At 70.9% G+C, this 23,019-nt stretch carries 20 protein-coding genes and 1 pseudogene; 12 read left to right on the top strand and 9 right to left on the bottom strand.

Features of this window, described 5'->3' with window-relative positions; all coding sequences use genetic code 11:
- Nucleotides 1-9: 9 nt before the first annotated feature.
- Nucleotides 10-948: a mycofactocin oligosaccharide methyltransferase MftM gene (gene mftM, locus GA0115233_RS11145; protein ID WP_093720009.1), complete on the top strand. Its 939-nt coding sequence runs from the start codon at nucleotides 10-12 to the stop codon at nucleotides 946-948.
- Between the two features lie 13 nt (nucleotides 949-961).
- Here mftM and GA0115233_RS11140 read toward each other — a convergent pair whose 3' ends face one another.
- The 3 genes from GA0115233_RS11140 to GA0115233_RS11130 are packed head-to-tail and all read right to left on the bottom strand — an operon-like array spanning nucleotide 962 to nucleotide 4,279.
- Nucleotides 962-1,627 (bottom strand): MadR family response regulator transcription factor, encoded by a 666-nt coding sequence (locus GA0115233_RS11140; RefSeq protein ID WP_093720008.1) that lies wholly within the window; start codon nucleotides 1,625-1,627, stop codon nucleotides 962-964.
- Nucleotides 1,624-2,994, bottom strand: a complete 1,371-nt coding sequence (locus tag GA0115233_RS11135) for a MadS family sensor histidine kinase (protein WP_093720007.1) — start codon at nucleotides 2,992-2,994, stop codon at nucleotides 1,624-1,626. The genes GA0115233_RS11140 and GA0115233_RS11135 overlap by 4 nt, the downstream gene beginning before the upstream one ends.
- A gap of 10 nt (nucleotides 2,995-3,004) precedes the next feature.
- Nucleotides 3,005-4,279: an iron-containing alcohol dehydrogenase gene (locus GA0115233_RS11130; protein ID WP_093720006.1), complete on the bottom strand. Its 1,275-nt coding sequence runs from the start codon at nucleotides 4,277-4,279 to the stop codon at nucleotides 3,005-3,007.
- Between the two features lie 224 nt (nucleotides 4,280-4,503).
- On the opposite strand from GA0115233_RS11130, the gene GA0115233_RS11125 reads away from it, so the two are divergent.
- The 7 genes from GA0115233_RS11125 (at nucleotide 4,504) to GA0115233_RS11095 (ending at nucleotide 9,795) form a co-directional block, all read left to right on the top strand.
- The gene (locus GA0115233_RS11125) at nucleotides 4,504-5,742 is read left to right on the top strand and encodes a helix-turn-helix domain-containing protein (protein ID WP_093720005.1); all 1,239 of its coding nucleotides are present in this window, start codon (nucleotides 4,504-4,506) and stop codon (nucleotides 5,740-5,742) included.
- 123 nt (nucleotides 5,743-5,865) lie between these two features.
- A complete protein-coding gene (adh, locus tag GA0115233_RS11120; RefSeq protein WP_093720004.1) occupies nucleotides 5,866-7,383 on the top strand; it encodes an aldehyde dehydrogenase in 1,518 nt (505 codons plus the stop codon).
- Nucleotides 7,383-7,787, top strand: a complete 405-nt coding sequence (locus tag GA0115233_RS11115) for a DUF779 domain-containing protein (protein WP_093720003.1) — start codon at nucleotides 7,383-7,385, stop codon at nucleotides 7,785-7,787. Before adh ends, GA0115233_RS11115 begins: the two co-directional genes overlap by 1 nt.
- Before the next feature lie 99 nt (nucleotides 7,788-7,886).
- Nucleotides 7,887-8,285 carry a hypothetical protein gene (locus GA0115233_RS11110; RefSeq protein WP_093720002.1) on the top strand — a complete coding sequence of 133 codons (399 nt, stop codon included), beginning with the start codon at nucleotides 7,887-7,889 and terminating at the stop codon, nucleotides 8,283-8,285.
- Nucleotides 8,286-8,555 (top strand): hypothetical protein, encoded by a 270-nt coding sequence (locus GA0115233_RS11105; RefSeq protein WP_093720001.1) that lies wholly within the window; start codon nucleotides 8,286-8,288, stop codon nucleotides 8,553-8,555. It begins immediately after the preceding gene.
- Between the two features lie 4 nt (nucleotides 8,556-8,559).
- Nucleotides 8,560-9,123: a suppressor of fused domain protein gene (locus GA0115233_RS11100; protein ID WP_093720000.1), complete on the top strand. Its 564-nt coding sequence runs from the start codon at nucleotides 8,560-8,562 to the stop codon at nucleotides 9,121-9,123.
- 15 nt (nucleotides 9,124-9,138) lie between these two features.
- Complete coding sequence (locus tag GA0115233_RS11095) at nucleotides 9,139-9,795, top strand: class I SAM-dependent methyltransferase (RefSeq protein ID WP_093719999.1); 657 nt, start codon at nucleotides 9,139-9,141, stop codon at nucleotides 9,793-9,795.
- 13 nt (nucleotides 9,796-9,808) lie between these two features.
- Here GA0115233_RS11095 and GA0115233_RS11090 read toward each other — a convergent pair whose 3' ends face one another.
- Nucleotides 9,809-10,114: a hypothetical protein gene (locus GA0115233_RS11090; protein WP_093719998.1), complete on the bottom strand. Its 306-nt coding sequence runs from the start codon at nucleotides 10,112-10,114 to the stop codon at nucleotides 9,809-9,811.
- A gap of 450 nt (nucleotides 10,115-10,564) precedes the next feature.
- Here GA0115233_RS11090 and GA0115233_RS11085 point away from each other — a divergent pair, with 450 nt between their 5' ends.
- Nucleotides 10,565-10,774, top strand: coding sequence for a hypothetical protein (locus tag GA0115233_RS11085; protein ID WP_093719997.1), 210 nt, complete (start codon nucleotides 10,565-10,567; stop codon nucleotides 10,772-10,774).
- Here the strand turns inward: GA0115233_RS11085 and GA0115233_RS11080 are convergent.
- From GA0115233_RS11080 to modA, 4 genes are all read right to left on the bottom strand, one after another.
- A complete protein-coding gene (locus GA0115233_RS11080) occupies nucleotides 10,753-14,916 on the bottom strand; it encodes a bifunctional nitrate reductase/sulfite reductase flavoprotein subunit alpha (protein ID WP_255310137.1) in 4,164 nt (1,387 codons plus the stop codon). The genes GA0115233_RS11085 and GA0115233_RS11080 overlap by 22 nt on opposite strands.
- 258 nt (nucleotides 14,917-15,174) lie before the next feature.
- Entirely contained in the window at nucleotides 15,175-16,257 is a 1,083-nt protein-coding gene (locus GA0115233_RS11075) for an ABC transporter ATP-binding protein (RefSeq protein WP_093719995.1), read from the bottom strand.
- Nucleotides 16,254-17,126: a molybdate ABC transporter permease subunit gene (gene modB, locus GA0115233_RS11070; protein ID WP_093719994.1), complete on the bottom strand. Its 873-nt coding sequence runs from the start codon at nucleotides 17,124-17,126 to the stop codon at nucleotides 16,254-16,256. Before modB ends, GA0115233_RS11075 begins: the two co-directional genes overlap by 4 nt.
- Nucleotides 17,123-17,950, bottom strand: coding sequence for a molybdate ABC transporter substrate-binding protein (gene modA / locus GA0115233_RS11065; RefSeq protein ID WP_093719993.1), 828 nt, complete (start codon nucleotides 17,948-17,950; stop codon nucleotides 17,123-17,125). Before modA ends, modB begins: the two co-directional genes overlap by 4 nt.
- Before the next feature lie 342 nt (nucleotides 17,951-18,292).
- Here modA and GA0115233_RS11060 point away from each other — a divergent pair, with 342 nt between their 5' ends.
- Together GA0115233_RS11060 and GA0115233_RS11055 are read left to right on the top strand one after the other, a co-directional pair.
- Nucleotides 18,293-18,820, top strand: a complete 528-nt coding sequence (locus GA0115233_RS11060; protein ID WP_093719992.1) for a GNAT family N-acetyltransferase — start codon at nucleotides 18,293-18,295, stop codon at nucleotides 18,818-18,820.
- A 35-nt stretch (nucleotides 18,821-18,855) separates the two neighbouring features.
- Complete coding sequence (locus tag GA0115233_RS11055; RefSeq protein ID WP_093719991.1) at nucleotides 18,856-19,596, top strand: MerR family transcriptional regulator; 741 nt, start codon at nucleotides 18,856-18,858, stop codon at nucleotides 19,594-19,596.
- Between the two features lie 51 nt (nucleotides 19,597-19,647).
- Here GA0115233_RS11055 and GA0115233_RS11050 read toward each other — a convergent pair.
- Nucleotides 19,648-21,301: pseudogene (locus tag GA0115233_RS11050) on the bottom strand (TlrC/CarA/OleB/SrmB family ABC-F type ribosomal protection protein).
- Nucleotides 21,302-21,676: 375 nt separating this feature from the next.
- Between GA0115233_RS11050 and GA0115233_RS11045 the strand changes: the two are divergent.
- On the top strand, nucleotides 21,677-23,002 hold the full coding sequence (locus tag GA0115233_RS11045; protein ID WP_176711728.1) for an MFS transporter: 1,326 nt from the start codon (nucleotides 21,677-21,679) through the stop codon (nucleotides 23,000-23,002).
- The last annotated feature ends 17 nt before the right edge of the window (nucleotides 23,003-23,019 follow it).

Raw genomic sequence — 23,019 nt, 5'->3', positions numbered from 1 at the left:
GGAGTCGTCGTGAGCGTCCCGAGCCTGCGCGACGCGATCGCCGCGCGCCGCATCGACCCGCTGGCGCCCGGCACGCCCGGCCTGTACGCCGACCACCTGGTCCGGGTCGTCCGCGAGCCGCACCCGGTGCCGTCGGACGGACCGCGGCCGATCGTCCGCACCGCCCACTTCGTCCTGCGGCGCCGGGGCCGCCGCGTCGAACTGGGCCACCGCCTGCGCCCCGACCAGCTCGACAACGACCTCGCCGGACTCCTCGCCGAGGAACTCTTCGCCCCCGGCTGGCTCTCCGGCAGCGACATCTTCGAGCGGGTCTTCACCGGCGTGGTCCGCTCCTGCGTCGACGGCCCCCTTCCCGCCTGGACCACCTTCTACGGCAACACCCTGACCCGCATCCGCCAGTCCTTCCAGCACCCCGAGCAGGCCGACCACTCCTCGATCGCCGGGTTCGCCCCCGTGTACCGGTACGCCCTGGACCTCGTCGGCACCGACTCGGTGCTGGACCTGGGCTCCTGCTTCGGCTTCCTGCCCATGCTGCTGGCCGAGCGCGAGTCAGGGGGGTCGGGGTCGGGGAGCGTCATCGCCTCCGACCTCTCCGGTGGCACCATGCGCCTGCTCGGCGCCGTGGCCGGGGCCCGGGGCCTGCGGCTGGACGTGCTGGTCTGCGACGCGGCCCAGGTGCCGCTGCCGGACCGCGCGGTCGACGCGGTCACCGTCATCCATGTGCTGGAGCACCTCGACGCCGAGCACGGCGACGCCGTCCTGCGGGAGGCGCTGCGGCTGGCACGTCGGCGCGTGGTGGTGGCGGTGCCGTACGAGGACGAGCCGACCGCCGCGTACGGGCATGTGCGGTGCTTCAGCCCGCGGGAGCTGACCGCCCTGGGCCGCCGCAGCGGCCGTACCTTTTGGGTCGCCGCCCACCACGGCGGCTGGCTCGTCGTCGACCGCTGACTTCCCCGCCCCGTCAGATCACGCCCAACTTGGTCGCCTCGTACACCACTTCGGCGCGGCTGCCGGCGTCCGTCTTGCGCATGATGTTGCGGACGTGGAACTTCACGGTCGTCTCGGAGATGTACAACTCCGCGCCGATCTCCCGGTTGCTGAGCCCGTGTGCCAGCAACTGCAGGACCTTCAGCTCCCGTTCGGTGAACCTGGGCCGCTCGGGCTGGACCCGCATGGAGCGCACCATCGCGGCGGCCGCGTGCGAGTCGAAGGCGCTCTCGTTGCGGGCCACCGCGCGGATGGAGCGCAGCAGTTCCGTGGTGTCGACGTCCTTGACCACATAGCCGCGCGCCCCGTGGTGGATGGCCTGCACCACCAGCGAGTCGTCGAGGAAGGTGGTCAGCACCAGCACCGCCAGGTTCGGGTGGCGCTGCGTCAGCCGCTTGCACAGCTCCAGGCCCTCCGTGTCCGCGGCCGTGGACAGCTTCAGGTCGAGCAGCACGATCTCCGGACGCGCCCGCTCCACCACGGCCTCCGCCTCGGCGGCCGTGCTCGCCTCCCCGACCACCTCCAGATCGCTCTCGCGCTCCAGGATGGACCTCAGCCCGTGCCGGACGATGGCATGGTCGTCGACCAGCACGATCCGCAGCGCCTCGGTGGCCGTCCCGGCCTGCTGTTCGATGGTCATCCGGTGCCTCCTACGGCGTCTCTCACCGGCAGCGGAACGTCGACCCGCAACAGGACGCCCCCCATCTTCGACCGGCGGATGGACAGTCTTCCGGCGAGTTCCTCCGCGCGCGCGACCATGTTCGCCAGACCGCGGTGGCGCCCGCCCAGGTCGGTGACCCTGGCCATGCGCAGGGCGCGGCGCAGCTGAGCCGGTTCGCCGTCACCGTCGTCGGAGACGGTCAGCACGACCGCGTCGGGCAGATAGCGCAGCCGGACCAGGGCCCGGCGGGCGTTGCCGTGGGTGGCGGAGTTGAACAGGGCCTCGCCTGTCAGCCGCAGGATCGACTGCTCCGCCTGGGGCGGCAGCGGCACCGGACGGCCCGCCACCTGCACCCGTACGTCCAGGTCGGTCGGCAGATGCACCGTGGACAGCCGCTCCAGCATCACCGGCAGCGGCCCGACCGGCTCCTTGGAGGTGCGGTTCAGGGCGTAGATCGCGGCGCGGAGCCGCTCCACCGCCTGCCGGTTGAGATCCTTCGCCCCGGCCAGCCGTTCCGCGATGTCCGCGGCGGGACCGCCGAGGGCCGCCAGTTCCGCCCGGCACACCTCCAGCGTCATGCCCGCGCTCAGCACGTACTGCGAGACGCTGTCGTGCAACTCCCGTGCGATACGGCGCCGTTCGTCGTCCAGCGCCTGCCGGTGCATGGCGTCCAGCAGCCGCGCCTGTGTCTCGGCCAGCTCGGCGCTGCGGGCGGCCAGGTCCCGGGCCTGCTGCTCGGCCGCCTCGGACAGTTCGTCGGCCCGGCCGCGCAGCGTGGTCGCGGCGTGGAACAGGAAGGTGTGATGCAGTGCCACGGCGGCCTGGTTGGCGAGCACTCGCAGGATCGCCAGATCCGTGTCCGCGACCTCGACACCGGCGCCGGGCTGGGCGGCGATACCGCCAACCGGTTCGTCGTCCAGTGTCATCGGCGCCCGCACCCAGTCACAGCCCTGCCCGGGCCCCTGCGCCTCCCAGGGCCGGGTCCGCAGCAGCTCCAGGTGGTAGCGCGCCTCGGCCGGTATCCGGGTCTCGTCGTCGATGAGCACGTCGTCCGCGTAGAGCAGGAACCGGGGCCGCGCGGCGCGCAGTGCGCCGTCCGCGACCGCCAGCAGCAGCCAGCGGGCCCGCAGATGCTCCGCCGCGGTCCGTACGACCGTCTCCACCAGCGCGCGCGGCCCCTCCGCGGTGCGCACCAGGGCGCGGGATATGCCGTCGAGAGCCTCCACCGTGCGCTCCAGCCGCTCGGTGGAGCGCACGTACGCCGGGTAGTACGACCGTTTGCCCGACCGCAGCCCGGTGAGCACGCCCAGGTCGGCGGTGTGGTGCGACGGTTCGAGCTCGCTCACCGGGACCGCCTCACAGCGCTTCCCGGAACAGCGTCTCCACGTCCCGCAGTTCCACGAGCCTGGGGTTGGTCGCCATGCAGGCGTCCTTCAGCGTCGTACGCGCCAGCACCGGCACATCGCCCTCGACGACTCCGAGGCTGGCCAGCCCCTTCGGCACCCCGACATCGTCCGCCAGCGCCCGCACCAGATCCGCGAGCCGGGCCGCCACCTCGTACGCGGGCACTCCCTGGGTCGGCAGTCCGGCCGCCGCTCCGAGCGCCACGAACCGGTCCGGCCACGCCTCGGCGTTGAACCGGATCACATGCGGCAGCAGCACACCGTTGACGACGCCGTGCGGGGCGTCCAGCAGCCCGCCGACCTGGTGGCTCATGGCGTGCGTGGCGCCCAGGATGGCGTTGGTGAACGCCATGCCCGCGTGCAGGGCGGCCTGCGCCATCGCCAGGCGGGCGCCGAAGTCCCTGGGCTCCAGCTGGGTGCGCAGCAGGTTCCCCATGATCAGCTCGACCGCGTGCAGGGCGTGCATGTCGGTGAGCGGATTGTGCGCCCGGGACACGAACGCCTCGATGGCGTGGGTGAGCGCGTCCAGTCCGGTGGCCGCGTTCAGCCAGGGCGGCATGGTGGTCAGCAGCCGCGGGTCGATCACCGAGATGTCCGGGACAAGCGTCCGGCTCACGATGGTGATTTTGATGTGGGCGGTGGTGTCGGTGATCACCGCGAACTGGGAGACGTCCGCCCCGGTGCCGGACGTGGACGGCACCATCACGGTCGGCGGGATCGGCTGGACGACCCGGTCCACACCCTCGTAGTCGAGGATCCGCCCGCCGTTGCCCGACAGGATCGCCACACCCTTGGCCGCGTCGATGACCGAGCCGCCGCCCACGCCCACGATCACATCGCAGCCGCTCTCGACGTACCGCTCGTAGCCGCCCTGAACCTCGTGATCCTTGGGATTGGGCGTGATGTCCGACCACACCACGGGGCGCAGACCCGCCCGCCTCAGATGGGCCACCGCCTCGTCCGCCCAGCCCGCCGCCATCAGCCCGGGGTCGGTGACCAGGAAGGGACGCCGGCCCCCCAGACGCAGCGCGCAATGGCCCAGCTCGGTGAGCGAGCCCGGGCCGAAGACGATCTCGGGGACATGGAACTTGGCCAGCCGCGCCGACTCCCGGACGGCGGCCGTGCTCGTGCGCTGCGGGCCCAGCAGTTCGCCCTGGTGCTCGTCGCGGCTCCAGTCGGCGCTCGGGTCGTTCCCGCCCGTCACTACCTCCTCGGACGTGAGCGACATGCGACCTCCCAAGGGCGTGCAGCCCGCTACGCAGACGCAACGCCGATTTTACGCCGGGGTGGCTGACAACACTGGCGTCCGACCGGCAACCACGCTAGGCGAGCCCTCCCGGACGCGACACCTGTCCGATCGGACAGGTACCCAGGACCCGGCCGGAGGGGTGCGCCGGACCGGCCAAGGTGGACAATAGTCGCTTGTCCCCGTTCTACGGCAGGGAAAAGCACATGTCACACCGCAGTGACCTGCGGCGCCGCAGGGTCAGTCTGGAGAGCGAGTGGTCCCGCTGGGTGCCGCGCATGAAAGCGGCGGGATCGCATCCGGTCGGCGTGGAGACGGTGCGCCGCGATGTCACCGAGTCCTGGATGCGGTCACTGAGCAGTGTGGACCCTGACCGGGACAGCGCCCCCGTCACCGACGAGGGACGCGTCGAGGACCGCTGGAGCGGATCACCGCTGCGCGCCCCCGTCGACGGCCTCGCCGACGAACTGCGCGACATCGCCGACGACGCCGGCTTCGTCACCGCCGTCACCGACGAGTCCGGCACCATCCTGTGGACCTGCGGCGGACCTACCATGCGCCGCCGCGCCGAACGCGTCAACTTCGCCCCCGGCGGCCGGTGGGACGAACACGCCATGGGCACCAACGCCCTCTCCCTCGCCCTGCGCACCGGCCGCCCCACCTCCGTCTTCTCCGCCGAACACCTGGTCACCGCCCTGCACGGCTGGGTCTGCTACTGCGCCCCCGTGCACGGACCCGACGGACGCATCCTCGGCGTGCTGGACATGTCCAGCACCTGGGACCGCTCCAACCCGCTGGCCATGGCCACCGTGCGCTCGCTCGTCGCCACCATCGAATCCCGCCTGCGCACCGAGGCCCCCGTCCCACCCCCACGCACCACCAGCCCCCTCAACCTCACCTGCCTCGGGAGCGAACAGGCACTCCGCGACGGCACCCCCCTGCCCCTGCGCCCCCGCCAGGTCGAGATCCTCACCCTGCTCGCCCTGGAACCCGACGGCTTCTCACCCGAGCGCCTGCGCGACGCCCTCTACGGCGACCGAGCCGTCACCACCTCCACCTTCAAGGCCGAGATCTCCCACTTGCGCCGCGCCCTCGACGGCGGCGTCGCCACCCGCCGCTACGCCCTCACCACCCCCGTGACCTGCGACGCGGCCGACGTACTGCGCGCGCTGGAACAGGGCGACACCGAGACCGCGCTGCGCCTGTACCGCGGCCCGCTGCTGCCCCGGTCCGAGGCGCCCGGCATCCAGGAGTGGCGCACCCACCTGGAGGTGTCCGTCCGCGCCGCCGTACTGGCGTCCACCAACCCCGACGACGCCCTGCGCTACGGCGAACGCGCACCCTACGACGCCGAGGTGCACGAGCACGCCCTGAACCTCCTGGACTCCCGCGACCCGCGGCGCGCCATAGCGGCCGGACGCCTGGCGGCGGCGCTCCGGGACTGACCGGCACCCAGGCTTGCGCGGGCGCCAACCTCACGCCAACCCGTCGGTCGCACAGTGCGGAACAGCACGACGGCACGGACCGTCGCGCAGCACCGCACTCACCCTTCACCTAGGAGAGCCGCCATGGTGTACGCGCAGCCGGGAACCGACGGCAGCATCGTCAACTTCGCCAAGCGATACGACAACTTCATCGGCGGCGACTGGGTCGCCCCCGTGGAGGGCCGCTACTTCGCCAACACCACGCCGGTCACCGGCAAGACGTTCTGCGAGGTCGCCCGCTCCTCCGCCGCCGACATCGACCTCGCCCTGGACGCCGCCCACGCCGCGGCCCCGCGCTGGGGCAGCACCTCGACGACCGAGCGGGCGAACATCCTCAACAAGATCGCCGACCGCCTTGAGGAGAACCTGGAGAAGCTCGCCGTCGCGGAGAGCTGGGAGAACGGCAAGCCGGTGCGCGAGACGCTGGCCGCCGACATCCCCCTGGCGATCGACCACTTCCGCTACTTCGCCGGAGTGGTCCGCGCCCAGGAGGGCAGCATCGCCGAGATCGACGAGGACACGATCGCCTACCACTTCCACGAGCCGCTGGGCGTGGTCGGCCAGATCATCCCCTGGAACTTCCCCATCCTGATGGCCGCCTGGAAGCTCGCGCCCGCGCTGGCCGCCGGCAACTGCGTGATCATCAAGCCCGCCGAGCAGACCCCCGCCAGCCTCCTCTACGTCGTCGAGCTGATCGCCGACCTGCTCCCGCCGGGCGTCCTGAACGTCGTCAACGGCTTCGGCGTGGAGGCGGGCAAGCCGCTGGCGTCCAGCCCGCGCATCGCCAAGGTCGCCTTCACCGGCGAGACCACCACCGGCCGCCTGATCATGCAGTACGCGTCCGAGAACATCATCCCGGTCACCCTCGAACTCGGCGGCAAGAGCCCGAACATCTTCCTGCCGGACGTGCTGGCCGCCGACGACGACTACCTGGACAAGGCCGTCGAGGGCTTCGTGATGTTCGCGCTGAACCAGGGCGAGGTGTGCACCTGCCCGTCCCGCGCGCTCATCCACTCCTCCATCTACGACGAGTTCATGGCCCGCTGCGTGGAGCGCACCAAGGCCATCGTCAGCGGCGACCCGCTGGACCCGGCCACCATGATCGGCGCCCAGGCCAGCAACGACCAGTACGAGAAGATCCTCTCCTACATCGACATCGGCAAGCAGGAGGGCGCCGAACTCCTCACCGGCGGCGGCCCGAGGCCGGTGCCCGGACTGGACGGCGGCTACTACGTCGAGCCCACCATCTTCCGCGGCACCAACGACATGCGGATCTTCCAGGAGGAGATCTTCGGCCCCGTCGTCTCCGTCACCACCTACGACTCCGTCGACGAGGCCCTGAGCATCGCCAACGACACCCTGTACGGCCTGGGCGCCGGCGTGTGGACCCGGGACGGCAACACCGCCTACCGCCTCGGCCGCGGCATCAAGGCGGGGCGTGTGTGGACCAACTGCTACCACGCCTACCCGGCGCACGCGGCGTTCGGCGGCTACAAGAAGTCCGGCATCGGCCGCGAGACCCACAAGATGATGCTGGACCACTACCAGCAGACCAAGAACCTGCTGGTCAGCTACTCCGGCCAGAAGCTCGGGTTCTTCTGATGACGGCCCGCACCAGGCGCGTGGAGCTGACCCCGGCCGCCGAGGACCTGGTGCGACGGCTGACCGCGATCCACGGCCCGGTGATGTTCCACCAGTCGGGCGGCTGCTGCGACGGCAGCGCGCCCATGTGCTACCCGCGAGGCGAGTTCAAGGTCGGCGCCGCGGACGTCCTCCTGGGCCACGTCGCCGGTGACACCCCGTTCTGGATGAGCGCCGACCAGTACGCGTACTGGCGGCACACCCACCTCACCGTCGACGTGGTCCCGGGCCGGGGCAGCGGCTTCTCCCTCGAATCCCCCGAGGGCGTCCGCTTCCTGATCCGCTCCCGGGTCCTCACCGACGAGGAGTGGCGGGCCCTCACCGCGGAACCCCCGCTCCCGACCGGAGCGGACACCGCGCACTGACGACCACCGCGCCGGCGCAGGCGGTGGGTGAGAGAGGGGCCGGACACCGAGCAGGTGCCCGGCCCCGTCGGCCGTTCGTCCGCCGCTGAGGATCACCGGATGACGTACGGCAGGCTGGGCGACGTGATCGCCACGGGGTTGACAGACCGTCTCGACGCGCGTGACAGGACGGCGCTGGAACGCAGAGCCCGCATCAAGGCCGGCGCCGAGGAACCCTTCCCCCTCGATCCCGGCGGCTGGTGGTACGCGGTGCCGGGCGAGACGTACGAGGGCCTCTTCGACGCGCTCGGCCTGCACGACCGCTTCCCGGTCACGCTGTACGAAGGCTCCGGCGTCGAGGACTTGCCGTGGCGCCGACCGGCGTTGCCCACGTTCGTCACGCCGGAACTGGACGGCTGGCGGCTGATCTTCGGGAACCTGCCCGATGTGGTCGGCATCGACTGGGACGACTGGATGGGCGCGACGGAACGGCTGAGCGCCGCGTGCGGGCAGGCGTAGATGTTCTACGAGGACTCGGCAGGGGGCTCGGACGTCTGGGTGGTCGCGGAGAAGGGCGTCATCCGCCGTCGTTACGCGGCCGAGAACGACCCCGAGTGGCTCGGCGACCCGGACGAGGAGTTGGAAGGGGCAGCCGAGGCCTGCCGCCACCTGTCGATCGACCCCACCACTCTCGGCCCGACCACCCGCATGAGCGGCTGCGGCTGGCTGGCCCTGACGGAGCCCGACGTCGGACACGAGGGGCTCCCTGCCCTGGTCGGACTGGAGTGACGACATGGCAGTGGAAGCGGTGGAAACGCATGTGCGGGCGTTCTTCGCGGGCCATGAGGTGGAGGCCGTCGACTACGACCTGGGCCCGGGTCGACGGGACGCCGTGCCCAGGCTCCGCATCCTGGTGGTGGCACCGGGCCCCCGTGGCGACGCGTGGGCGTACGTGACGGCCGGATGCTGGGATGTCATGCAGCGCGGCGGCCACGGCCTGGAGTTCGTGATGACAGCGCACGCCCGGGACGAGCGCTTCCTGCACCTCATGGCGATGATCGCCTACTACCACTGCGGCGGCCACCAACTCGATCTGGCCCACAGCATGCCGATCGGCGAACCGTGGGTACCGGGCTCGACCTGCGACCACCTCCTGATCACCCTCCCGTACCTGCACGGCCCCGACCTCGAACACTGCCCCCTGCCCGACGGTGGCCACGCCCGCATCCTGTGGACACTGCCGGTGACGACATCGGAGATCGAGTACCGCCGACGCCACGGCCACGAGGCGCTGGAGCAGCGCTTCGACGAGGCGGCGATCATCCCGACGGACCCGTTCCGGAAGCCGGTGGTCTGAGCGAATGAAGGCTCGATGAGAATCGTGTCGCCGCGTGTCCTGCGTGCCCTCGAACGGTTCAACGCGGACCACCCGTGGGACCACAACGCCCACTACCACCGCTGGATCCTGCGCCGGCTGCCGAGGCACATCGACCGTGCCCTGGACGTCGGTTCAGGCAGCGGCGACTTCGCAAGACTCCTGGCCGGACGGGCCAAGGCGGTTGATGCCGTCGAATCAGACCCGGAGATCACCCGGCAGGCCCGGAACCTGACCCCTCCCGAGCTCCCGGTCACCTTCACGGTCGCGGACGCCATGACGGAGCTTCCCGAAGGCCCGTACGCCGCCATCACGTGCGTGGCCGTCGTCCACCACCTGCCCTTCACCGAGGCCCTGTTGACCTTCCGCCGTCACCTGGCACCGGGCGGGACACTCGTGATCGTCGGCCTGTCCCGCGCCCACGGCCCCATGGACCACCTGCTCGGAGCCCTGGCCGTCCCGGCCAACGCCACCATGGGCTGGCTGAAGAACAAGGGCCGCCGGGCAGAACGACCGGTCTCCATGACGGCCCGAACCCGCCAGGCGGACATGACGTTTGACGAAATCACCCGCGAAGCCAGAGCCGCCCTGCCGGGAGTACGCCTGCGGCGACGGCTGTTCTGGAGGTACACGCTCGTGTGGAGGCGGCCGTGAAGGCGGGTGGGGGTCAGGTCAAGCCGTCGCTGAAGCAGTAGACGACGTACAGCCCGTAGAGGGCGAGGAGTAGACCGAGGAACCGAGTCCACGCGGGCACGGTTTGGCGCTGGTGGATGTTCCACATACACCGCAGCCGCGTCACCGCCAACACCACGCCGAGTGCGGCGGCCACCGCGAACACGCAGAACACCACGGGCCGTTCACCCCAGGACGCGTTCCGCGCTCCGCCATCGCCGACGACGAGGATCAGGTACGGTGCGATGTACTGAGCCGGACTGAACTCCTGAAGTCTTTCAGAGCTGCCGGAAACCGTCATGGGGGAGCCTCCGAGCGATGGCGGATGTTGGCATTGCGGTGCCCCGTGTGATCACTCAGAACCTAGCCCTCTCGTGATCACGAACTCCATGCGCTCCGGCGTATATGCCCGGAAATGTCTTCCGACTTGGCGAAATTGCGCTGTGGATCGTGCCGTTCAGTAACTCCGGGTGCTTGCGGGGAGGACAGAGCGTCAGTTTGCGGCTAGAGTCCCTCGTTGGGCACGGTCGGCTTCGGCTGGCTGCGACGGGAATGGGTCCGACGTCCCTTTCGGGCGTGGCTGCCAACTGAGTTGGCGCTGCGTCAATCGCGACAATTTCATACGCGGCCTGTACGTCGGCAGGGCCTCAGTTGATCATCCGTTTGTGGGTGGTCGGCCTGAGACACCTGCCCTCCTGCCTCTGGATCGCGCTCAGCTCGGCTACCCGTCGTCCGCGGGAGGGACCCGAGCGTGGAACTGCAGATCGTCCTGGCCATTCTGGGCGTGGCCAGCGTGATGTCCGCCTTTCTGTTCGCCCTGAAGGGCTTGCTCGACCAGATCCCGGAGGTCATCCGTTCCTGGCGCCGTGTCGTGGACGAAGCCCGCCGGGCCCGCATCGATCCTGAGCCCGCACCTGAAGAGGGGGACGGGGGTCCCGGTCAGTACACGTCACGTACGTAGCGCTTCTCCGCCGCCAGGCGCTTGACGTACGCGTCCGCCTCGTCCCTGTCCAGGCCGCCGTGCGCGACGACTATGTCCCGCAGTGCCTGGTCGACGTCCTTCGCCATGCGCCCGGCGTCGCCGCAGACGTAGAAGTGGGCGCCGTCCTGGAGCCACTGCCACAGACGGGGACCGTGTTCGCGGATGCGGTCCTGGACGTAGACCTTGTTGCGCTGGTCGCGGGAGAAGGCGAGGTCGAGGCGGTCGAGGTGGCCGGATGCCCGGTACGCCTCCAGGTCCTCGCGGTAGTAGAAGTCCGTGGCCTCGCGCTGTTCGCCGAAGAAGAGCCAGTTGGGGCCGGTGTGCCCACGGACCTGGCGGTCTTCGAGGAAGCCGACGAAGGGGGCCACGCCGGTACCGGGACCGACCATGATCATGGGCGTGGCGGGGTCGGTCGGCGGCCGGAAGTGCGGCGACCGCTGCACGAAGACCTGCACCGGACCGTCGTCCGCGTGATCGGCGAGGTACGTCGAGCACACGCCCTTCCGGTCCCGGCCGAGGTCGTTCGTGTACCGCACGACCGAGACCGTGAGGCGGACCTCGCCGGGGTGGGCGAGCGGGCTGGAGGAGATGGAGTACAGGCGGGGCTGCAGCCGCTTGAGGACGCCCGTCCAGTCCGCGGCCGAGGCACGGATGGGGAACTCGGCGATGACATCGGCGGCCTGTCGGCCCCAACTCCACTGCGCGAGCGCGTCCTTGTTGTCCGGCCGCAGCAGCCGCTTCAGCATGTGGCTGCCCGTGCGCTCGGTGACGAACCTGAGCAGGTCGGTGGTGATGCGGGAGATGTCCAGGCGGGTGCGCAGCGCCTCTTCGAGGGGGAGGGGAGCACCCGTACCGAGGTCGACCGGCTCGTCGGGGTCGAGTCCGGTGAGCGCGAGCCATTCGGCGACGAGTCCGGGGTCGTTGGCCGGCCAGACACCGAGGGCGTCTCCGGCGTCGTAGGCCAGTTCACCGCCGCGCGTGTCGAAGGCGAACTGCCGCACTTCCTTCTGCGAACCGGGCAGGCTCAGCAGCCGGTTGCCGATCAGGAGCGTGGCGAACGGGGAGGCCTTGGTGTAGGCGGAGGGCGCGGCGACGGCGCCCCTCCCGGGGACCGGAACGGTGGATGTGGCTGCCTCGGCCGCACGCACCGGCACGGGCTGCTGTTCGTCCGCCGTGGCCAGCGCGGTAAGCACCTGTTCGAGCCACTCCGCGGCCAGTTCCTCGAAGTCGGGTTCGCAGTCGGTGCGGGGCAGGATACGGGTCGCGCCGAGCGCGTCGAGGCGCTCGTCCAGGCGGCGTCCGTGACCGCAGAAGTCGTCGTAGGTGGAGTCACCGAAGGCCAGGACGGCGTAGCGGATGCCCTCCAGGCGGGCGGCGCCCGGCGCGGACAGCGCGTTCCAGAAGTCGGCACCGTTGTCCGGGGCGTCGCCGTCGCCGAATGTGCTGGTGACGAGGAGGACATCGGTGTCGGGCGTGAGGTGCTCCGGGGTCACGTCGGCCATGGGGATCAGCTCGGGTGTGCGGCCGGTCGAGGCAAGGCGTGCGGCCGCGGCCGCGGCGAACTCCTCGGCGTTGCCCGTCTGCGAGGCCCACAGGATGAGCAGACGACGGGTCGGTGCGACAGCCGCTCCCGACCGCGCCGCAGGGGCGGTCACCGCGGCACGGGAGAACGCACCGGCGAGCACCCCGTCGACCCACAGGGCGTGCTCCGGCTCGAAGGGCGCCCCCGGCGGCAGCACCGGCACCCGACCGTCGCCCGGCGGCGCGGCGGCGAGGCCGGACAGAAACCCCGAGAGGTACTGCCGCTGCGGCTCGCCGAGCGGCGCGGGGGACAGGTCGCTGATACCGAACGCGGCGGCGAGCGCGTGCACGGGGGAGTCCGCGGGCACGGACACCACCTCGGGCTCCGGAGCGGCGTGCTCGCTCGGCACCGGAGCAGGCGCCTTGGCGAGCGTCACCGCGCAGACCTTGAACTCGGGCTGGAAGGACAGCGGGTCGATAGCGTCGCTGGTGACGGCGTTGATGCTGAGGTACTCCCCGAACAGGTCGTTCCAGTGGAACGGCGCGAAGCAGGTGCCGGGCCGCACCCGGTCGGTGACCCGGGCGGGCAGCACGGCACGTCCGCGACGCGAGGCGACCTCCAGATGGTCCCCCTCGGCCACACCCAGAGCCGCCGCGTCCTCCGGATGCACCTCCACGAACGATCCCGGGTTCAGCTTGTTGAGCTTGGACACCTTGCCGGTCTTGGTCAACGTGTGCCACTGGTGCTGGAGACGGCCGGTGTTGAGGACGAACGGGTAGTCGTCGTCCGGGAGTTCGGCTGCGGGCAGATGCGGACGGGCGAAGAACCGGGCGCGCCCGCTCGGCGTGGCGAAGGCCAGCCGGGGCCGGGTCCCGTCCTCCCGCTCCAACAGGGCCTGGCTGACGCCGTCATTGAGGTACCGGATCGGATTCCGGTCCGCCCCGTCCACGGCCGCCGCCGGCCACTGCACGGGCGTGGCGCGCAACCGCTCGTACGTCACACCCCGCACATCCCATCCGGTCTTCGGGTTCCAGGCCTGTTTCAGCTCCTCGAAGACCTCCTCGGCCGAGGCATAGGTGAAGCCCTCCGCGAAGCCCATCTCGCAGGCCACCCGCGCGATCAACTGCCAGTCGGGCAGGGCCTGTCCGGGCGGATCGACGACGCCCTGCACCAGCGTGAGGTCGCGCTCGGAGTTGACCATGATGCCGTCGGACTCCGCCCACAGCGTGGCGGGCAGGACGACATCGGCGTACGCGTTGGTCTCGGTCTCGGCGAACACGTCCTGCGTGATGACGAGTTCGGCGGCCTCAAGCCCGGCGATGACGGTCTTGCGGTTGGCGACGGAGGCAACGGGGTTGGTGCAGATGATCCAGCACGCCTTGATGTCGCCCGCAGCCATCTGCTCGAACATCTCGATCGTGCCGCGCCCGCCCTCGGTGCGCAGGGAGCCCTCGGGGATGTTCCACAGCTTCTCGACGAACGCCCGCTCGTCCTCGACCAGGACGGAACGCTGGCCGGGCAGACCGGGCCCCATGTAACCCATCTCGCGCCCACCCATCGCGTTGGGCTGGCCGGTCAGCGAGAAGGGCCCGGAACCCTGGCGGCAGATGGCACCCGTGGCCAGGTGCAGATTGACCAGGGCGTTGGTGTTCCAGGTGCCGTGCGTGGACTGGTTCAGGCCCATGGTCCAGCAGCTCATCCACTCACCGGCCGCGCCGATCCACTGCGCGGCCTGCCGGATGTCGGCCTCCGGGATGCCGGTGATCTCCGCGACCTTGGCGGGCGGATAGTCGGCGAGGAAGGGGGGCATCTCCTCCCAGCCCTCGGTGAACTCGGCGATGAACTCCGGATCCGTATGACCGTTCTCGACGAGCAGGTACAGCAGCCCGTTCAGCAGCGCCAGGTCAGTACCGGGCTTGATCTGCAGGAACAGGTCGGCCTTGTCGGCGGTGGCGTTGCGGCGCGGATCGACGACGATCAGCTTGGCCCCGGCCGACTTGACCCGGTCCATCATCCGCAGGAAGAGGATCGGGTGGCAGTCGGCCATGTTGGATCCGATCACGAAGAACACGTCCGCGTGATCGAAGTCCTGGTACGACCCGGGCGGGCCGTCCGCGCCCAGCGACAGCTTGTAGCCGGTCCCCGCGCTCGCCATGCACAGCCGCGAGTTGGACTCGATCCGATTCGTCCGCACGAATCCCTTGGCCAGCTTGTTCGCCAGGTACTGCGCCTCCAGGGACATCTGCCCGGAGACGTAGAAGGACAGCGCGTCGGGCCCGTGCTCGTCCAGGATCGCCCGCAGCCGGGCGGCGACCGACGAGATCACCTCGTCCACATCGGTCCCGACCGGCTCGGCACCCCGCCCGGCCCGCACCAGCGCCTGCCCCAGCCGTCCCGGCGCGGCCATCATGTCCGCGCTGGTCGAGCCCTTGGTGCACAGCCGCCCCTGGTTGGCGGGGTGCGCCTTGTCCCCGTACGCCTTGGCCACGCGGCGGCGCCCGTCCGCAGGGTCCCGGGTGATGTCCAGGACGATGCCGCAGCCGACCCCGCAGTACGAGCAGACCGTTCGGACGCTGCCGTCCTTCGAGCCAGTTGCCACCGGAAATCCCACCCCGTCGCGCGTGTACCGCCATGAGCCGGGGCCGCCCCGCCGGTGGCGGACAGCCCCACGCACGACACGGTATGAAGATCGAATTACCGGCCCGTCACGCATCGGGAACGCCCGGGGTTACGCCACCCGCACACACCGCTCGACGATCATGTGAGACAGGGGCGGGAGAACGCCGACGTCAGCGGCGCAGCCTGCACCGACGGCGGCAGGTCCGTTACGAGTACCTGCTCACCGACGCCGGTTCGGTCAGGCGAGGTACGCGTGTGTCCGGGCTGCCTTGACCGTCGCCCAGACCGTCGCTCCCGGGCGCAGCTCCAACTCGGCCGCGGCCACGGCGGTGAGGTCGGCGGCCAGGGGCAGTTCGCCGGTGAGATCCGCGCGGATCCGGTCGCCGCGCGTCTCCAGCCCAGCCACCTCGCAGCGCCAGACGTTACGGGCGCTGGAGCCGACGGGCCGGTCCCGGTGCAGGGTGACGGCGCTGGGCGGGAAGGCGACGAACACCGGGCCGGTGAAATCTTCCGCCGTGGTCACCACGGCCCCGCCCGCCACGCGCACGGCGTGCCCCTCGGCCTTCCCCCGGTACAGATTCAGGCCCACCAACTGGGCGATGTAGTCCGTACGAGGATGACGGGCGATGTGAGACGGCGTCCCTTCCTGGACGACACGGCCGTGCTCGATGACGACCAGGTGATCGGCCAGCACCATAGCGTCCAGCGGGTCATGAGTGACCAGCACCGCGACCGCCTCGAAGTCGGCCAAGTGGCGCCGGAGTTGGGTGCGCACCTCCAGCCGGGTCCGGGCGTCGAGCGCGGCGAGGGGTTCGTCGAGCAGGAGCAGCCGGGGGTTCACGGCCAGGGCGCGGGCGAGCGCCACACGCTGCGCCTGCCCGCCGGAGAGCCCGCGGGGCTTGGCCCCCGCGTGGTCGGTGAGGCCCATGCGCTCCAGCCACTCCGCGGCCAGGGCGCGGGCCTCCGCTTTGGTGGCGCCGTGACAGCGCGGCCCGAAGGCCACGCTGTCGAGCGCGGTGAGGTGCGGGAAGAGCAGGTAGTCCTGGAAGACGACCCCCACCGGACGGGACTCCGGCGCCGTACCGCCCAACTCGGCACCGTCCAGCAGCAGGTGCCCGTCGGACAGCGGCACGAGACCGGCGAGCGCGCGCAGGGCGGTGGACTTTCCCGCCCCGTTGGGCCCGAGCAGGGCGACGACGTCACCGGGCGCCGCTGCCAGCCGCACGTCGAGGCGGAACGAACCGCGTTCCACCACCAGCCGCGCGTCGAGCCCACCATTTACCCGCTCTGCTCCCCGAGCGGCCTCCTCGATGTCGGTCATGAGGCGCTCATCCAGCGGTCGCGCAGCCCGGCCAGGACCGCGACGGACACGGCGAGCAGCACCAGACTCAGGGCGATGGCCGCCTCCGGGTCGCTCTGCAGGGCCAGGTACACGGCGAGCGGCATGGTCTGGGTACGGCCGGGAAAGTTCCCCGCGAAGGTGATCGTCGCGCCGAACTCCCCCAGCGCCCGCGCCCACGCGAGCACGGCACCGGCCGCGATGCCGGGCGCGATCAGGGGCAGCGTGACCCGGCGGAAGGCGGTGAACCGGGAGGCGCCCAGCGTCGTGGCGGCCTCCTCGAAGCGCGGGTCGGCGGCGCGCAGTGTGCCCTCGACACTGATGACGAGGAACGGCATCGCGACGAACGCCTCGGCCACGACCACACCGGTCGTGGTGAACGGAAGCGTGATCCCGAACCAGTCGTCCAGCGAACGCCCCACGACCCCGTTCCGCCCGAGTGCCATCAGCAGCGCCACACCGCCCACGACCGGCGGCAGCACGAGCGGAAGGGTCACAAGGGCCCGTACGAGACCGCGCCCGGGGAACTCGACCCGGGCGAGCAGCCACGCCAGCGGCACCCCGATCACCAGACACACCGCGGTGGCCACGGTGGCGCACACCAGGGAGAGCCGCAGGGCATCCCACACCTCGGCGCTGGTCAGCAGCTCGGGCATGCTCCGCCAGGGTGCGCGGATCAGCAGGGCGACGAGCGGCAGGACGAGGAAGGCCAGGCCGATGAGCGCGGGCAGGAGGAGCGGCAGCGGGGCGCCCCGACGGTTGCGGCCCCGCCGGGGTGCCCCGGTCCGCCGCCCCGGACCACCGGTGAGGGTGTCCACGGCGGCGGTCGTATCGGGAGACGGCGAGGTCACGGGTTGAGGAACCCGGCCTCGTTCAGGACCTTCTGGCCCTCGGGGGACTTCACCAGCTCGATGAACGCCGTCGCGGCATCGGTGTTCTCCGACGCCTTGAGCAGGGTGATCGGGTAGTCGTTGACGGCCTCGGCGGACTCGGGGAAGTCCACCCCCTGCACCTTGTCGCCCGCGGCCTTCACGTCGGTCCTGTAGACGACCGCCGCGTCGGCCTCCTTCAGCACCACCTTGTTGAGGGCCGCCTTGACGTCCTCCTCGTAGGAGACCGGGGTGACCTTCAGCCTGCTCGCGTCCAGGGCCTTCTGCGCGGCGGCACCGCACGGCACCGCCTCGTCGCACAGGACGACCTTCAGGTCCGAGTTCGTGAGGTCCTTGAGGGAGCCGATCTTGTCGGGGTTGCCCGGCAGGGTGGCGATCTCCAGCTGGTTGCGGACGAAGGCGGTGGGCGCGCCGGAGTTGTCGCCCGCGTCAGTGACGATCTTCATCGTCTTCGGGCTCGCCGAGGCGAACACGTCCGCCGGGGCGCCCGCGGTGATGCTCGCCGCCAGGGCGTCGCTGCCGCCGAAGCTGAAGGTGACCTTGGTGCCGGGGTGCTCCTTCTCGAACTCCTTGCCCAGCGTCGTGAAGCTCTCCTTCAGCGAGGCCGCGGCGAAGACGATCACCTCATCGGACAGCTCGTCCGAGCCGGATGCGCCGGGGGAGGAGCCGGAGCCCGACGTCGAGGAGCCGTCGCCGGACGAGCAGGAGGCCAGAGCCAACAGAGCGGCGGTGCTCAAGCCGGCCATCTGGACCATCCGACGGGTCCGGCGCGCGGAACGGATCATTACGGGCACTCCCTCTGGTAGGTGCGCATACGCCGATCATACTGCCGCATGTGCAAGCCAAAAGTCCGCTGTCGTATCGCATGAGCGGTAATGCTTGTCGATTGGCTTGGCATGTGCGTACCTACAGGACGCGACTCCGAGTGCGGTCCTGCACTCCTGGCGCGGGGGCGTGCTTGCGGCGAGTACCGATGGCCGGATGGTCGCTGCCGCCGGAACCCTGATAGCTTCCCTGTCCGTACTTCAAGCCTTCCGGGCCGGGGCATTGCCTCCCGCCGGGGAGGCTTTTTTTCTGGGATTTTCTGCCCCGGGCCTCACGACCCCCACCCAGTACCAGGGAGATCCATGTACGAGATATCCGTGCGCCTCGCCCAAACCACGGACCGCCCGACGATGGAGCGCCTGTGGCTGCTGTTCCGCCATGACATGTCGGAGTTCAGCGGTGCTCTGCCCAACCCTGACGGCACCTATCGAAGTGAACGGCTCCAAGCCGCGCTCTCGCAGGACGACTGGGCGCCCTACCTCCTGACCAGCGGCAGGTCCCCGGTCGGCCTCGCCTGCGTCCGCGGTCTGACCGGCCCGGTGCGCGTGCTGAGCAGTTTCTTCGTGGTGAGGGCGGCGCGCAGGTCGGGGCTCGGGCTGCGCGCCGTGCGCGAGGTCGTCGCGGCGCATCCGGGGCCCTGGGAGATCGCCTTCCAGGACAGCAATGCCGGAGCGGTCGCCTTCTGGCGCCGTGTCGCGACCGAGCTGGTCGGCGACGCGTGGACCGAGGAGCACAGACCGGTACCGGGCCGCCCGGACCTGCCGCCCGACACCTGGATCAGCTTCGACGCTCCGGCCGGCGTCGGCTCTGCCCCGCCCGGGCGGGCTTGACCTTCGAGTCAGGTCGAAGGTTTACGTTCGATGCCATGACGAGCTACCGCATCTCGCAGCTGGCGGAGCGCTCCGGAGTGCCGGCCACGACGCTGCGCTTCTACGAGGACGCCGGGCTCCTGCCCGCCGACCGCACACCGGCCGGGTACCGCGTGTACGGCCAGGACGCGGTGGAGCGGCTGGCGTTCATCTCCTCGGCCAAGCTGTTGGGGCTGACCTTGGAGGAGATCCGGGAACTGCTCGACGTACGGGAGGAAGGCGTGTGCGCGTCGGTACGGGCCCGGCTCCTGCCGCTGGTTGCCGAGCGGATCACGGAGACGGGCGCACGGATCACCGAGCTGCGCGCCTTCGCCGCCCGCCTGGCCGCGGCGAGGGCCGAGCTGTCGGGACTCGCCCCGGAGGGCGCGTGCGGACCTGACTGCGGATGCACGACGGCCCCTGGGCTGGCCACTTCTCTGAGCCAGGACCAGCCGTGGCGCGACGTCCCCGTCGCATGCACGCTGGGCGGCAGCGAGCTGGACGAGAGCACCGGCCAGTGGCGGCAACTGGTCAGCCAGGCCGACAGGCGCGAGGAGATCCCGGACGGCATCCGGCTGGTGTTCCCCGCAGGCGCCGACCTGGCGGTGGAGATCGCCACCCTGGGCGCGGCGGAGCAGGGCTGCTGCGCGTTCTTCGACTTCACCCTGCACCTGACCCCGTCCGCTCTCCATCTGGAGGTGCGGGCGCCCGAGAGCGCCGCCAAGGTCCTGGCCGACCTGTTCGGGGCAACCGCATGACCGGTCAGTAGCCGCTCTCTGTACCCGCGCCCCGAACACCACGACTGTCTGTCACCCCACCCGGACCCCCGCTGCCTGCGGCAGTTCCAGATGCTCGCCCTGGAACCGTGCCCGCAGCGCACGGTCGTGGGTGACCAGCACCATTGACCCCGAGTATCCGGTCAGCGCCTCCTCCAACTCCTCGACCAGCGCCGGTGACAGATGGTTCGTCGGTTCGTCGAGCAGTAGGAGATCGGCGGGCTCCGAGACCAGCCGGGCCAGGTCCACACGGCGGCGCTGGCCGTACGACAGCTCGCCCATACGCGACCGCAGTTCCGCAGGGCGGAAGAGGCCGAGGGCGAGCAGGGCGTCGGCGTGTTCGTCGGCGGAGCCGACGCGCCCCAGCCCGAACGCCTCGGCCACCGTCAGGTCCGGCGGCCACGGCGTCTCGTCCTGGCGCAGATGACCGACCCGGCCGGGCACCCGTACCGAGCCTTCGTCCGGTACCAGCTCACCGGCGAGCAGCTTCAGCAGCGTCGTCTTTCCGGCTCCGTTGGGGCCGGTGACGAGCAGCCTGCCGCTGCGGTGGAGGGTGAGGGAACGCAGGTCCAGGCGGTCACCCACACGTACGTCCGACAGCTGTACGGCGGGCAGTTCCGCCGCAGCGGTTCCGGTGCCTCCCTCCGCGACGGTCCCCGTCGTCGCCACGCGCGCCGTGAAGGCCAGCGGGTCCGGTGGCGGTGCCACAGGGTTCGCGGCCAGCCGCTCGCTCCGCTCACGGGCGTTGCGGATACGGGCCATCGCGCCGTGCGCCCGGCCGCGGGCCCGGAAGCCGCCGTGGCCGAAGTTGGCCAGTGACGCCTTGCGCGGGATGGCGTGGAGGCGGGCGGCGTGACCGGCGGCCAGCCGCTCGTTGCGGGCCAGTTCGGACCGCCACTCCTCGTATTCCCGGAGCCGGCGGCAGCGCTCCGCCGCCTTCGCCGTGCGGTAGCCGGTGTATCCGTCGCCGTAGCGGGTGATCTTCCCCGCCTCGGCCTCCAGGACCGTGGTGGTCAGGCGCTCCAGGAAGACGCGGTCGTGAGTGACCACGAGCACCGTGCCGTGGTGTGCCCGCAGTTGGGCCTCCAGCCACTCCACGGCCTGTTCGTCCAGGTCGTTGGTCGGCTCGTCCAGGAGCAGCAGCTCCGGGCGGGCGGCGAGAACGCCTGCCAGAGCGAGGCGGGAGCGCTCGCCGCCGGAGAGGGTGCCGAGCCGGCGCTCACGGTGGAGGGCAGGCAGGCCGAGGTGGTGCAGCGCGATGCTGACCCGGTGGTCGGCTCGGTAGCCGTCCCGGGCCTCGAAGCGTCCGAGGAGCGCGCCGTAGGCGGCGAGAGCTGCCGGGTCCTCGCCGTCGCCGAGCGCCTGCTCGGCCCGGCGCAGCTCCGCCTCCAGGGCACGCAGGTCCGCGAGGGCCAGGTCGACGGCGTCCTGGACGGTGGCGGTCGGGGGCAGGGGGGATGGTCTGGGACAGATAGCCGACGCCGTCGGCGGCGGTCACGGTCACCTCGCCGCTGTCCGGTCGCTCCCGGCCCGCGACGAGCCTGAGAAGCGTGGACTTGCCCGCACCGTTGTCCCCGATCAGTCCGGCCCTCTCGCCGGGCTTGAGCGTGAAGGAGACGTCGTCCAGAACGGTGCGGCCGGAGTAGGCCTTGGTGACGTGGGACAGAGTGAGTTGTGAGGTGTGCAAGATCAAATCCCTCCTGGCCTGGCGGGCTTCGGCCCGGGCCGGATCGGGGTGGACGGCTGCGCAGCGAGGCGCGACGACGGCGGAGCGGTGCTCTACGCGGTCGGCGCCGGTGATCTCACAGGGAACCCATGGGCAGGACCGTACGCCACGATGAGCGCCCTGGCAAGACGATACGTCTCGACTTGTTGTATCCGTCGATGTGGACGAACCGTGCAGGGAACCCTCCGCGGGCCGTTCACGAGTTCACTGCACACTTCACGAATTGTCTTGATCAAGGGGATTGTGTGATTGCTGCATGAACATCTAGCCTGACGCTGCTCGACTGCCCGGCACCGCTCAACTGGCTTATGACGCCGCGAGTTTGTGGAGAGGTACGTGGGGGACCAACAGTCCGCATCGGAGGCCGTGCGCCTTCGGCCGGAGGGAGTACGGGGGTCGGCGCTGACCCTGGTGGCCGCGCAGGCGACCACATCCTTAGGCACCGCGGTCACCGGTTTCGGCATGAACGTCTGGGTCTTCGAGGAAACGGGGTCCTTCGCGCTCTTCGCCACGCTCGCCGTCGTGGCCGCGTTACCGGGCCTGCTGCTCGCCCCCGTCGCGGGCGTGGTCGTGGACCGCTACGACCGCCGCCTGGTGCTCCTGGTCTGCCAGGGCGTCGGCGGGACCATGCTCGCCCTCACGCTGCTCGCCGCGCTCACCGACAGCCTCAGCCCGCTGCTGGTGGGAGTCCTGTGGGCGGTGATGAGCACGGTCGGCGCGTTCTCCTGGCCCGCGGTGAGCGCGAGCATCACCGTGCTGAGCAGCCCGGAACGGCGCCCGAAGGTCAACGGCGTCGCGGAGACGCTGATGGGCACGGTCACCGTGGGCTCCCCGGTGCTCGGTGCGGCCCTGTACCGGTTGATCGGGATCGAGGGGATCGCCGCCTTCGACCTGGTCTCGTACGCCGCCTGCCTGGGCCTCATCGCGTACATGCGGTTCCCGAGAGGGCACAAGGACGCGGGTCCGGAACGTGGCGCGGGCGGCGGACCCCGGTTCCGCGACGACCTGCGTGAGGCCTGGCGGTTCCTGTCCGGCCGACGGGACCTGCTCCGCCTGCTGGTCTTCTTCGTGCTGGTCAACGTCGGGCTCTCGATGTTCACCGTGCTCTACTCGCCCTACGTGCTCTCCTTCGCCTCCTCCGGGGTGCTCGGCATACTGCTCTCCCTGGGCGGAGCCGGCACGATCGTGGCCGGCGCGGTGTACTCCGCGACGGGAGGCCCGGCCGCCAAGCACGTCGGCGTGCTCGCCGGGGCCCTGCTCGCGGGCCTGAGCATGGCGGCGCTCGGCCTGCTGCGGGAGCCGTACGTGCTGTACGCGGTCGCCTTCCTCTACGGCACCTCCGTACCCCTGCTGAACGCCTCCAGCCAGACCATCTGGCAGGCCAACGTCCCACCGGAGCTACAGGGCCGGGTGTTCAGCCTGCGCCGCATGCTCGCCTGGAGCATGACGCCGGTCTCCATGGTGGCGTCCGTCCCGTTGGCGGAACGATTCGCCGCACCGCTCGTGAAGGAAGGGCGGCCCGCCGCCGGGATCTGGGGGACCGGCGCGGCCGGGGCCCTCGGCCTCACGGCCACCCTGTGCGGCCTGTTGTGCCTCCTCGTCATCGCCCTCACCCAGGCGACCGGCGGGCTGAGGACCGAAGGCGAACAACCCGTCGGCTGAGCGCCGGTCATCGCAGT

Origin of the sequence: Streptomyces sp. DI166 (genome assembly GCF_900091315.1) — a bacterium.
Classification (GTDB): Bacteria; Actinomycetota; Actinomycetes; order Streptomycetales; family Streptomycetaceae; genus Streptomyces; species Streptomyces fuscus.
Note: the sequence above shows the minus strand (reverse complement) of the source record. Positions and strands in the feature narration are given on the sequence as shown.